Source organism: Gordonia sputi NBRC 100414 (assembly GCF_000248055.1).
GTDB classification, from domain to species: domain Bacteria; phylum Actinomycetota; class Actinomycetes; order Mycobacteriales; family Mycobacteriaceae; genus Gordonia; species Gordonia sputi.
The window spans coordinates 88727-101865 of sequence record NZ_BAFC01000051.1 but is presented as its reverse complement, the minus strand read 5'-3'; the positions used below and the strand labels follow the sequence as shown (position 1 = coordinate 101865).

At 65.7% G+C, this 13139-nt stretch carries 9 protein-coding genes; all 9 read left to right on the top strand.

The genetic code is table 11. The features are described from left to right. Window positions 1-998, top strand: a 998-nt coding sequence (clpX, locus tag GOSPT_RS08305; RefSeq protein ID WP_005205070.1) for an ATP-dependent Clp protease ATP-binding subunit ClpX, incomplete at its 5' end; no start/stop codon positions are given. Window positions 999-1125: 127 nt separating this feature from the next. Continuing rightward, window positions 1126-1761, top strand: a complete 636-nt coding sequence (mobA, locus tag GOSPT_RS08300) for a molybdenum cofactor guanylyltransferase (protein ID WP_039855223.1) — start codon at window positions 1126-1128, stop codon at window positions 1759-1761. A 78-nt stretch (window positions 1762-1839) separates the two neighbouring features. After that, window positions 1840-4488, top strand: coding sequence for a valine--tRNA ligase (locus GOSPT_RS08295; RefSeq protein ID WP_005205066.1), 2649 nt, complete (start codon window positions 1840-1842; stop codon window positions 4486-4488). 182 nt (window positions 4489-4670) lie between these two features. Then, entirely contained in the window at window positions 4671-6116 is a 1446-nt protein-coding gene (gene folC / locus GOSPT_RS08290; protein ID WP_174273037.1) for a bifunctional tetrahydrofolate synthase/dihydrofolate synthase, read from the top strand. After that, window positions 6113-6544, top strand: coding sequence for a DUF4233 domain-containing protein (locus GOSPT_RS08285; protein ID WP_005205062.1), 432 nt, complete (start codon window positions 6113-6115; stop codon window positions 6542-6544). The genes folC and GOSPT_RS08285 overlap by 4 nt, the downstream gene beginning before the upstream one ends. Window positions 6545-6646: 102 nt before the next feature. Further along, window positions 6647-7540, top strand: coding sequence for an undecaprenyl-diphosphate phosphatase (locus GOSPT_RS08280; protein WP_005205060.1), 894 nt, complete (start codon window positions 6647-6649; stop codon window positions 7538-7540). Between the two features lie 448 nt (window positions 7541-7988). Beyond that, on the top strand, window positions 7989-8501 hold the full coding sequence (locus GOSPT_RS08275; RefSeq protein ID WP_005205059.1) for a hypothetical protein: 513 nt from the start codon (window positions 7989-7991) through the stop codon (window positions 8499-8501). Between the two features lie 93 nt (window positions 8502-8594). Then, on the top strand, window positions 8595-9011 hold the full coding sequence (ndk, locus tag GOSPT_RS08270; RefSeq protein ID WP_039855220.1) for a nucleoside-diphosphate kinase: 417 nt from the start codon (window positions 8595-8597) through the stop codon (window positions 9009-9011). Between the two features lie 452 nt (window positions 9012-9463). Beyond that, window positions 9464-12886 (top strand): translation initiation factor IF-2 N-terminal domain-containing protein, encoded by a 3423-nt coding sequence (locus GOSPT_RS08265; RefSeq protein ID WP_039855195.1) that lies wholly within the window; start codon window positions 9464-9466, stop codon window positions 12884-12886. The last annotated feature ends 253 nt before the right edge of the window (window positions 12887-13139 follow it).

Below are 13139 nucleotides of genomic sequence, written 5' to 3'. Positions count from 1 at the left end.
GAATTCAGGCAGGGGAGAAGAAGGACTCGCGCACCGGCGAGGTCGTCGAACTCGCCAAGTCGAATATCTTGATGCTCGGCCCAACCGGCTGCGGCAAGACCTACCTCGCGCAGACGCTCGCCAAGATGCTCAACGTGCCGTTCGCCATCGCCGACGCCACCGCGCTCACCGAGGCCGGTTATGTCGGTGAGGACGTCGAGAACATTCTCCTCAAGCTGATCCAGGCCGCCGACTACGACGTCAAGCGCGCCGAGACCGGCATCATCTACATCGACGAGGTCGACAAGATCGCCCGCAAGAGCGAGAACCCGTCGATCACTCGCGACGTCTCCGGCGAAGGTGTGCAGCAGGCGCTCCTCAAGATCCTCGAGGGCACGCAGGCCTCTGTGCCGCCGCAGGGTGGCCGCAAGCATCCTCACCAAGAGTTCATCCAGATCGACACGACCAACGTGTTGTTCATCGTCGCGGGAGCATTCGCGGGACTCGAGAAGATCATCTCCGAGCGAATCGGGAAGCGCGGCATCGGTTTCGGCAATGAAGTGGCGAGTCGGGCCGAGGTCGACACGAGCGATCATTTCGCCGATGTCATGCCAGAGGATCTCATCAAGTTCGGTCTGATCCCCGAGTTCATCGGACGTCTGCCGATGATCGCGTCGGTGACGAATCTCGACAAGGAATCACTTGTCTCGATCCTGTCGGAACCGAAGAACGCGCTGGTGAAGCAGTACACAAAGCTCTTCGACATGGACGACGTCGAGCTGGAGTTCACGCAGGATGCGTTGGAGGCAGTCGCCGACCAGGCTATCCATCGCGGCACGGGTGCACGTGGGCTCCGCGCCATCATGGAGGAAGTGTTGCTTCCGGTCATGTACGACATCCCGAGCCGCGACGACGTCGAGAAGGTTGTGGTGACCGCGGAGACGGTCAATGACAACGTGCTGCCGACGATCGTGCCGCGGTCCGACACGTCTGCCGAGCGTCGCGACAAGAGCGCCTGACACCGCAGCAACTTTCTGACACGCGGGCCCCATCTGGACACAGACGGGGCCCGCGTGTCGTCGTCTTGCAGCCTCGCGTTTTGTCGTCTTCCAGACGGTGACACCGGGGGTGGTACAGACTGGTCAGATGACACTCACCGAACATCAGATCGCCGGAATCGTATTGGCGGGTGGCCGTTCACGCCGCATGGGCAGTGACAAGGCGGCACTCGATTGGAACGGCGAACCCATGCTCGCGGGTGTCGTGCGCGTGATCTCGCAACGGTGCGAACCGGTATTCGTCGTGGCCCCGGAGGACTCGGCGGCCTATCGGTTGCTGCACGGTACCGGCGGCCCGGAAGCGGTGTGGGTGACCGACGAGCAGCCCGGCGCCGGTCCGTTGGCGGGCCTCGCCGTCGGACTGGCTGCTGCTCGCGAAGCCGGCCGTTCGCACGCGTTCGTGTCGGCGACCGACATGCCGCTCATCGAGCCGGGCCTGATCGATGAACTGAGTCAGGCGGTGACCGACTCCGCGGGTGCTGTCGTCGCCCACGACGCCGAACGCGACCATCCCATGGCGGCCATCTACCGCACCGACGCTGCCGACGCCATCGGCCAACTCGTCGCGACGGGGGAGCGTCGAATGACAGCGGCCCTCGACGCCCTGGCGACCTATCGGGTCACCGTCTCGGACCCCCTGTGGCTGACCAATGTGAACTCTCCGGAAGATGTCCACCGAGTGCGGGTTTCGGCCGACGCCGCGCGTGCCGAAGCGATCGGCTGAGGCGCGACTGAAAGGCTGCATGAGGAGACAGTCGGAGACGGTGTGAAGAGCGACGACGGCGTTCCCTAAGATTGAAGGGTGACCGACTCGACGCCTGCACTGCCGAAATCCTGGGACCCCGCCGACCACGAGTCGAAGCTCTACCAGGGCTGGGTTGATGCCGGGTACTTCACTCCGGATGCTTCCAGCGACAAACCCGCGTACTCCATCGTCATCCCACCGCCCAATGTCAACGGGTCGCTGCACATGGGGCACGCGTACGAGCACGTCCTGATGGACGCGTTGACCCGCCGCGCACGCATGCAGGGTTTCGAGACGCTGTGGCTGCCCGGCATGGACCACGCCGCCATTGCGATGCAGACCATGGTCGAGCGCAAACTAGCTGCCGAGGGACTCACCCGCGACGATCTCGGTCGCGATGCCTTCATCGAGCGGGTCTGGCAGGAGAAGGCCGAGATCAGCGGCAACATCGGGGAGCAGATGCGCCGACTCGGCGACGGCGTCGACTGGACCCGTGAACGCTTCACCATGGACGGGGGCCTGTCCCGAGCAGTCCAGACCGTCTTCAAGAAGATGTACGACGACGGGCTGATCTACCAGGCTGAGCGTCTCGTCAACTGGTCGCCGGTGCTCAAGACCGCGGTCAGCGACATCGAGGTCAGCTACGCCGACGTCGAGGGCGAGCTCGTCAGCTTCCGCTACGGGTCGCTCGACGACTCCGAGCCTCACATCGTCGTTGCGACGACTCGAATGGAGACGATGCTCGGCGACACGGCGATCGCTGTGCATCCCGACGACGAACGGTATGCCGCCCTCGTAGGAACCGAACTCGAGCATCCGTTCCTCGACCGCAAGATCCCGGTCATCGCCGACGACTATGTCGACCCCGAATTCGGTACGGGCGCAGTCAAGATCACTCCCGCGCACGACCCGAACGACTTCGCGGTCGGTGCCCGACATGATCTGCCGATGCCGACGATCATGGACGAAGAAGCTCGCATCGCTGATACAGGAACGCAATTCGACGGTATGGACCGCTTCGAGGCGCGCGTCAAGATCCGTGAGGCGCTCGCCGCGCAGGGCCGCATCGTGAAGGAGGTCCGGCCGTACCTGCACAGCGTCGGTCATTCCGAGCGGACCGGCGAGCCGATCGAGCCACGGCTGTCGATGCAGTGGTGGGTTGCGGTCGAGTCGCTGGCGAAGGCCGCGGGCGATGCCGTGCGTGACGGATCGACGGTCATCCATCCGAAGTCGATGGAGCCGCGCTGGTTTGCCTGGGTCGACGACATGCACGACTGGTGCATCTCGCGCCAGCTCTGGTGGGGTCACCGCATCCCGATCTGGTACGGCCCCGACGGTGAGGTCGTCTGCGTCGGACCGGACGAGCAGGCGCCCGAGGGCTATGTGCAGGAAACCGACGTGCTCGACACGTGGTTCTCGTCGGGATTGTGGCCGTTCTCGACGCTCGGCTGGCCGGACGACACCCCTGATTTCGAGAAGTTCTATCCCAACTCGGTGCTCGTCACCGGCTACGACATCCTGTTCTTCTGGGTCGCCCGAATGATGATGTTCGGTACCTACGTCGGCAAGGATTTCGACGCCGACAAGAAGGTGCCGTTCCACAACCTGTTCCTGCACGGACTCGTGCGCGACGAGCACGGCCGCAAGATGTCGAAGTCACGCGGCAACGGCATCGATCCCCTCGACTGGGTCGACCGTTTCGGCGCCGACGCGCTGCGGTTCACGCTTGCCCGTAGCGCGAATCCCGGATCGGACATCTCTGTCGGCGAGGACCACGCACAGTCGTCGCGCAACTTCGCGACCAAGCTGTACAACGCCACCAAGTTCGCCCTGATGAACGGTGCGCAGGTGCCTGCGGACGGCGAGCTACCCGACGCCGCCGACCTGACCGTCGCCGACCGCTGGATTCTCGGGCGCCTCGACGAGGTACTCGCCGAGGTCGACGCCGGATTCGACTCGTACGAGTTCTCCAAGGCATGCGAGGCGCTGTATCACTTCGCGTGGGACGAGGTCTGCGACTGGTACCTCGAGCTCGCGAAAGTGCAGTTCGCACAGGATGATCCGCAGCGCTCGCGGTCGACGGCCCTGGTGCTCGGCGCTGTCCTCGACCCGCTGCTGCGCGCGTTGTCGCCGGTCATGCCATTCGTCACCGAGGTGTTGTGGAAGACGTTGACCGGTGGAGAGTCCGTGGTGATCGCGTCGTGGCCGACGCGGTCGGGGCGTCCGGCCGACGCCGCTGCGGCAACCGAAGTCGACGACCTCCAGCGACTGATCACCGAGGTTCGACGCTTCCGCAGCGACCAGGGACTCCGACCGGGGCAACGGGTCGCGGCCGAGATCGACGGCCTCGATGCCGCGGGACTGTCCGACGTGCGGCCCTACCTCGACTCACTCGCCCGTCTCGACGGCGCAGGCGACGACTTCTCCGCGACCGCCACGGTCGACGTCCGGCTGTCGTCGGCGACGGTCACCGTCCGGATCGACACCTCCGGCACGGTCGATATCGAGGCCGAACGCAAACGTGCGGCCAAAGACCTCGCCGCCGCTGAGAAAGAACTCGCACAGACGACGGCCAAGCTCGGAAACGAGCAGTTCCTCGCGAAAGCTCCCGACAACGTCGTCGCCAAGATCCGGGAACGGCAGCAGGTCGCGACCGAAGAAGTCGAGCGGCTCGGGGCGAAACTGGCATCGCTGGGCGGGTCATGAGTTCGCGCGACGGCCGGCCGGGCCGGGGAGACGACGACTACTCCCCAGACACGGACGCCTCAGACACGGACGCCTCAGACAGGGAATCCTCAGACAGGGACTACCTGGAAGATGACGGGGAGCCGATCTTCACGTCGGCAGACTTCGCCGGCTACGAGGACGGCGACGTCGAGCCCGATCCGATGAATCTCGGTTCGCTCCTCGGCGACGACCTCGACGACACCCCGATCATCGTCGTCGACAGTCCGTCGGATCTCGCCGAGCTCGCCGAGTTGGAGAACGAACTCGACACGCGGTGGCCGGAAACGCGGATCGAGCCGTCGCTGACCCGTATCGCGGCGTTGATGGATCTGCTGGGGTCACCCCAGCACGCCTATCCCGCGATCCACATCGCCGGCACAAACGGCAAGACGTCGGTCACTCGGATGATCGACTCGCTCATGGTCGCGCTGCATCGTCGATCCGGTCGGTACACCAGTCCGCACCTGCAGCGGGTCACCGAGCGGATCGCCGTCGACGGCCGCCCGATCTCGGCGCGCGACTTCATCGACACCTACCGCGACATCGAGCCGTACGTCACGATGGTCGACGATTCGTCGACGGCCGCCGACGGTCCGCGCATGAGCAAGTTCGAGGTGCTCACCGCCATCGCGTTCGCGTACTTTGCCGAGGCGCCGGTCGACGTCGCCGTGGTCGAGACGGGGATGGGTGGGCGCTGGGACGCGACGAACGTCGTCGACGCGACGGTCGCCGTCATCACCGCGATCGCGATGGATCACGCCGACTACCTCGGCGATTCTCTTGCGGCGATCGCGGGGGAGAAGGCCGGGATCATCAAACCCGCCAAGGATGACCTGGTGGTGACCGATCCGGTGACCGTGATCGCACCGCAGCAGCCGGAGGTGATGGACGTGCTGTTGCGCGAGGCCGTCGCGCAAGACACTGTCGTCGCACGGCAGAACTCCGAGTTCGCGGTCATCGAATCCGTCACGGCCGTCGGTGGGCAACTCCTGCGTCTGCAGGGCCTCGGCGGTGTCTACGACGAGGTCTTCCTGCCGCTGCACGGCGAGCATCAGGCGGCGAACGCGTCGATCGCGCTGGCCGCCGTCGAAGCATTCTTCGGTGCGGGACCCGGCCGCCAACTCGACATCGACGCCGTGCGCGCGGGCTTCGCGGCAGTCAGCAGTCCCGGCCGGCTCGAACGTGTTCGCAGCGCGCCGACCGTCTTCGTCGACGCCGCGCACAACCCACACGGAGCACACGCGCTCGCGCACGCACTCACCGAGGAGTTCGACTTCCGACGTCTCGTCGGCGTCATCGGGATGCTCGGCGACAAGGATGCCGCGGGGTTCCTCACCGAACTCGAGCCGGTACTCGACGCGGTGGTCGTCACCAACAACGGCTCGCCGCGGGCCGTCGACGCCGAGACACTCGCCGAGACCGCGCGTGAGGTCTTCGGCGAGGAGCGGGTGCACGTCGAACCCTTCCTGCCCGACGCCGTCGAAGCAGCGATCGGACTCGCCGAGGAGTCCGACGGCGAACCGGTGTCGGGCGCCGGAGTGGTCATCACCGGGTCGGTGGTGACGGCAGGCGCCGGACGAACGCTGTTCGGGAAGGAGCCCGCATGAGCGAATCGGGCAGCAACACACCGGAATCCGCGGCCACGCCCAAGTTCACCGCACCGACGAACGACCCGTGGAAGGGCCTGCGTGGCGTGATGGCGGGCACCATGGTGCTCGAGGTCATCGTCATGATCCTGACGTTCCCGATCGTTGCGCGGGTGGGCAACGGCCTGACCTGGGTGTCGGGGACGTATCTCGGTGTGGTGACGCTGTTGATGGTGCTCGCAGTCGGAATGCAGAAGCGACCACAAGCGCTCAACATCAACCTGGCACTGCAGGTTCTCGTGATCATCGGCGGTGTCTTCCATTGGTCGATCGCGGTGATCGGCGTGATCTTCGGTTGCGTCTGGCTCTATATCCGCTACATCAAGGGCGACGTGCAGCGTCGAATCGACCGCGGTCTGCTCTACGGCCAGGAGCCGATCGAGAACTGAAGCGCCCCGCCGCAATTGTCCGATTAGCGCGCGGCACAACGGATTTCGCTACTGTGGCGTCCCGGGAGACAAGAACTTGTCGACACTGAGGGAGCGCTTTTCGTGACTGACCTGACCTACCCGCAAGCGGCGATTCTCGGGCTTCTGCAGGGCGTCACCGAACTGTTTCCGGTGTCGAGCCTCGGGCATTCGATCCTCGTCCCCGCCTGGCTCGGTGGAGACTGGGCGAAACTGGTCACGGAGTCGAAGAGTTCGGGACACACGCCATTTCTCGCCTTCGTCGTCGCGCTGCACGTCGCAACCGCACTGGCCCTGATCCTGTTCTACTGGCGCGATTGGGTGCGCATCGTCGCTGGATTCATCCGATCGATCCGCCACCGAAGCGTCGACGACGACAGTGATGCCCGCCTCGCCTGGTTGCTCATCGCGGGCACGATTCCGGTCGGTGTCGTGGGATTGATCGCAGAGAAGCCGCTGCGCGTGTTGTTCGCGACCCCGCTGGCGGCGGCGATCCTGCTGTTCCTCAACGGTCTCGTGCTTCTCACCACCGAGCTTTTGCGCAGGCGTCGCAATCGAATCGGGCGGCACGCCGTGGCCCGGCAGGCGCCTGCCCGGTCGGTCACCTCGCTGTCGATGAAGGAAGGCACGGCGATCGGGTCGGCTCAGATACTCGCGCTGTTCCCGGGGATCTCGCGCTCGGGCTCGACGATTTCGGCCGGCCTCCTGCGGGGCCTCGATCATGAGGACGCGGCGCACTTCGCATTCCTGCTCGCCACGCCCGTCATCCTCGCCGCCGGGGTGCTCAAGATCCCCGAACTCTTCGGACCCGACGGTCAGGGCATCGGGGGACAGGTACTCGTCGGATCGGTATGTGCGTTCGTCGCCGCCTTCGCGGCCGTCGCGTTTCTTGCGAAGTACTTCCACACGCGGACGCTGTATCCGTTCGTGGTCTACTGCCTCGTGGCGGGCGCGATCAGCATCGTGCACTTCGCCTGAGCAGCGTCGACCCGGTGCTGGTACCGATACAGCCAGAAATGTGATGTATGCATCTTTGCATTCTGCGTGTGCTCTGTGACAATGACGAGGCGCAAGCGCCGGGGACAATGACGAGGCGCAAGCGCCGGGGACAATGACGAGGCGCAAGCGCCGGGGACAATGACGAGGCGCAAGCGCCGGGGACAATGACGAGGCGCAAGCGCCGGGGACAATGACGAGGCGCAAGCGCCGGGGACAATGACGAGGCGCAAGCGCCGGGGACAATGACGAGGCGCAAGCGCCGGGGACAATGACGAGGCGCAAGCGCCGGGGACAATGACGAGGCGCAAGCGCCGGGGGCAGTCGACGTTCCCTGAAACAACCATGGTTATCCAACGACGCCTCCTAGCCGCTGGCGACGAGGAGTCCCGCACGACGTCGGACACGTCATCACACCGAGAGGAGTCGCGTGACCTTTAGCGCACCGACCACCCGTATCAACCACACCGCAGCGAAGACCTCGCGAAACTTGCGGCTCGCCGCGGCGACAGCAGCCTCGATGGCGCTGGTACCCCTGGGTGTGATCAGCGCGCCGGAGGCAGTGGCCGCTCCCGAAAAGACGACGCCCCAGTCCGTCGCTCCCCAATCGGCGACACCGCAGTCGGTGGCGCCCTCCGACCTTGCGCTCCCGACGCCGGGACCGCCGATGCCTGTTCCCGGTGAGGCGTTCGGCTACATCGCGACGCATGACCTCACCAAGCGCATGGACTCGATGAACCTGCCGCAGGCCGTCGCAGCACTGCCGGTGCCGGATTCCTATCGGCCAGCGAACCTTGCCTTCGCAGGCCAGTTCGACAGGGCGGTGACCGCCGCACTCGCCTCGCCGGGCGGATGCGTCCAGGTGATCATCAACTCGCACACCAGCGCGGGCAATCTCTTTGACTACGGCTTCTTCCCGATCGAGCCCAAATACTGCCCCTGACCGACAAGTAGTGCCCCATCGGAATTGAATATGGTGGGATTCGAATTACGAGGTCGGAGTGGAGTGTGGGCGTCGGGTCGCTACAGTGTGCTCGTGACTGAACGGACTCTGGTACTCATCAAGCCCGACGGCGTTTCGCGTTCGCTCGTCGGCGACATCCTCGCCCGCATCGAGCGCAAAGGCCTGACCTTCGCGGCACTCGAGCTCAAAAACGTCAGCGACGACCTCGCGGCCAAGCACTACGCGGAGCATGAGGGCAAGCCCTTCTACCCGTCGTTGGTCGAGTTCATCACGTCGGGTCCGCTGGTCGCCGCCGTGCTGGAGGGGCCGCGAGCTGTCGCCGCATTCCGCCAGATCGCGGGCGGAACCGACCCCGTGGAGAAGGCCGTGCCAGGTACGATTCGCGGCGACTACGCGCTGAGCACTCAGTACAACCTGGTCCACGGATCGGACTCGCCGGAATCGGCCGAGCGTGAGATCGCGCTCTGGTTTCCCGCGCTGACCGACTGAGAAAGACCCCGCGTATTCCAGCGCGCGTCGGCGGTTGTCAAGCCGCTGACGCGCGCTTTATCGCATAGTTTGCGGGATACGTCGCACCGTGTGGGATACTTGCTTGGTTATCGCGAACACACTCTGCTCGTGATGACGACGATGGCGTTCGGCGTCGGACACCGCAGTGGAGATTGTTGCCAGTGGCAGCGATCCGCACAGCACACGTTCGGCAGATCGCTTTCCCCATCGACGTCGGGAACAGACCCGACGGGGCGGTTCAGACCGCCACGCGTGGCGTGGAAGGCATGACGGACCTCATCACCCAGCAAGAGCGCAACCTGCGGACTCCGGACAACGGAACACCAGGAGCGCGGAGACCATATAACACCGGTCCGCACAGGACCGGGACACACGAGAGACCCCCGCGTGGCCGCCGACATTGTCGCGCCCGGGGGTTCAAGGAGACATCAGTGACCGACAACGGGTCGCCGATCGACGCGAACGCTGCGTCAGGCTCGGCGGAGGATTTTCCCAGCAAGCTTCGGGTGCACGCGCTGGCGCGCACGCTCGGCCTCACGAGTAGGCAGGTGCTCGCGCACCTCGCGGAACTGGGCTGGCCCAGCCGAAGTGCTCAATCGAGCGTCGAGCGCAGCATGGCTCAGGCCGTCGCCGACCGTGTACGCAACGACGTCGAGGTCGACGACACCGCCGTACCCGTCGACGAGGCGGCGCCCGCCACCGAGGAGCAGGCCAAGGCAACTCAACCGACAGAGCCTGCCGAAGTGTCTGACCAGGGTGAACCTGCGGGCGTGACCGAGGCCGTCGACGCTGCACCAGCACCCGATGCACCAGCATCCGACGCACCCGAAGCTGAGGTGCCAGGAGCCGAGTTGCCAGGAGTGGCGGCGTCGCAGCCGTCCGCCCCCGCAGAGGTCGCCGACGTCGAGCAGAGCGCAGAGTCGCATGCGTCGCACACGCATTCGCTCTTCTCCGCGATCGAGACCGAGAAGCCGCACGTCGCGTCACCTGCCGAAGAGATCGCGGCCAGCCCGCTCTTCCTTCCCCCGCAGCCGGCCGCCGCGTCTGACGCGCCCAGCGGTCGTCACCGCAAGAGCGGCGAGGACGCCACGGCCGACTCTTCGTCGGATGACTCGCAGCGTCGCGCCAACAGCGGTCGACCCACGTCCGAGCCTTCGACGTCTGGTCGTTCGACGCCGAACGCGGCCGACGAGAGTGCCGAGGACTCCGCAGACCCGACCGATAACGAAGGCGCCGACAACGAAGGCGCCGACAACGACAGCTCCGGCGATGAAGGCGGCCGCAATCGTCGACGTCGCCGCGGTCGTCGTGGTCGCGGTCGTGGTCGCGGTGACCAGAACGAGCGTGATCAGAACGACGACACCGACTCCGCGGCGTCTGACGATTCCGACCAGTCGGTTTCCGGTCAGTCCGATTCGGACCAGTCCGACTCCGATCAGTCCAACGCCGATCAATCCAATTCCGATCAGTCGGGCAGCGATCGACCCGCTGGCAAGAAGCGGAAGAAGTCCGGCAAGGGCAAGCCAGCAGAGGGTAAAAACGCTGAAGGCGAGAATCAGGCTGATGGGCGCGGACAGGGTCCGGGCTCGTCCGACGATTCCAACTCCTCGGACGATTCTGCCGACAAGTCCAATGGTCAGGACGCAGACAATAACGCCGACGACTCCGACGATGCCGATTCCGGAGACGGAACGTCGAGCAAGCGCCGCAGGCGCCGTCGTCGCCGTAAGGGTGGAGCCGAATCCGACGACGCGTCGTCGCCCGACGATCCGCCGAACACTGTCGTCCACGAGCGGGAGCCGCGCAGCAAGCGCGCCCGCGACGAGGTGCAGGGGATTTCGGGGTCGACGCGGCTCGAGGCCAAGCGCCAGCGACGTCGCGACGGTCGAGACGCCGGGCGTCGTCGACCACCGATCCTGAGCGAGTCGGAGTTCCTCGCGCGCCGCGAGGCCGTCGACCGCGTGATGGTGGTGCGTGAGCGCAGTGCCAATGTTCGGCTCTCGCAGTCCGACGAGCACGATCACGTCACTCCCGTCGAGGACTACACGCAGGTCGCCGTGCTCGAAGACGGTGTGCTCGTCGAGCACTTCGTCACCACGGAGACGTCGTCGTCGATGGTCGGCAACATCTACATCGGGCGCGTGCAGAACGTGCTGCCCGGCATGGAGGCCGCGTTCGTCGACATCGGTCGCGGTCGCAACGGCGTGCTCTATGCAGGCGAGGTCAATTGGGACGCTGCAGGACTCGACGGTGGGTCACGCAAGATCGAACAGGCCCTTAAGCCCGGCGATCCGGTGCTCGTGCAGGTCAGCAAGGACCCGGTCGGGCACAAGGGCGCTCGACTGACCACGCAGATCTCGCTGGCCGGTCGCTACCTGGTCTACGTGCCGGGTGGAACGTCGACCGGTATCAGCCGCAAGCTTCCCGACGTCGAGCGCAAGCGGCTCAAGCAGATCCTCGCCAAGCTGGTCCCCGACGATGCGGGTGTCATCATCCGTACCGCGTCGGAGGGTGTGAGCGCCGACGACCTCGCTGCCGACATCGAGCGACTCGAGAAGCAGTGGAAGTCGATCGATGAGGCGTTCGGCAAGGCCAACAAGGGATCGGTGTCGCCGCGCGCGCTCTACGAGGAGCCCGACCTGCTGGTCCGCGTGGTCCGCGACCTGTTCAACGAGGACTTCAAGAAGCTCGTCGTCGAAGGCGATAAGGCGTGGAACCTCGTCGAGGGTTACGTGAGCTCGGTTGCGCCCGACCTCATGGATCGGGTGGAGCGCTTCGAGCGTCCGCGCGCCGACGCACCGGACTCCTTCGTCGTGCACCGCATCGACGAGCAACTCGCCAAGGCACTCGACCGCAAGGTGTGGCTGCCGTCGGGCGGCACGCTGATCATCGAGCACACCGAGGCGATGACCGTCGTCGACGTCAATACGGGCAAGTTCACCGGCTCCGGGGGCAACCTCGAAGAGACGGTGACCCGCAACAACCTCGAGGCGGCCGAAGAGATCGTGCGGCAGATGCGTCTGCGCGATATCGGCGGCATGATCATCGTCGACTTCATCGACATGGTGCTCGAATCCAACCGCGACCTGGTGCTGCGTCGACTCACGGAGGCGTTGTCGCGCGATCGCACGCGCCATCAGGTGTCCGAGGTGACATCGCTCGGCCTCGTGCAGATGACACGTAAGCGCCTCGGTACCGGCCTGCTCGAAGCTTTCTCGACGACCTGCACGACGTGCGGCGGCCGCGGGATCATCGTGCATTCGAGTCCTGTCGAGGTGACGTCCGACGACGGCGCAAAGTCGGAGAACACCGGCTCGAAGCGCTCGCGACGCAACAAGAAGAAGGCGGAACCGGCCGAGCAGAAGCCCGCTCACAACCCGGCGGAGCACCCGATGTTCCGCGCGATGGCGGCCCACACGCACGACGAGGACGGCGAGGTCATCGACGTCGAGGCAGTCGTTGTCGATGACGAGTCGTCGTCGAATGGCTCGGCAGACGCACAGTCGACGGGTCAGGACGCACAGTCGGCGGGTCAGGACGCCCAGTCGACCGGACAGGACGCACAGACGACCGGACAGGACGCACAGTCGACCGGAGAGAGTGCACAGCCGGCAGGACAGGACGCACAGTCGACCAACGGGGCAGAGGCGCCGAAGCGTCGACGCCGTGCGGTCCGTCGGGCGGCGTCGCCGACCGGAGCGGCCGAGCCGGTGGTTCTCGCAGACGATGCGCCCACGCGTGCCCCGTTGACCACGTTCGGCCCGGTCTCGTCGTCGCCGACCACCGTTGCGGTGCGACGCCGACCACGTAGGCGCACGGCCGGACGTCCCGCTGGACCACCTGTGGAGGACTGACCACCACGTCGGCAGGCCCGGCATGATATGGCGAGTTTGACCCAGCGGCGACCGGTCCCGTAATCTTGATTGGTCGCCTTCCGCGGAGGGTTCGAGCTGTGCCGATCATGCGATGAGCACTGCTGACGAGACCCGCGGACAGGCCCTCTGGTGTGATCCGTGAGCATCCCGGGCAGCAATGCCCGATGCCGTGCGGACCGCACCGGGACGCACACACCCACAACGCTCGTGCGCGACGTACGCGCAGCGAGCC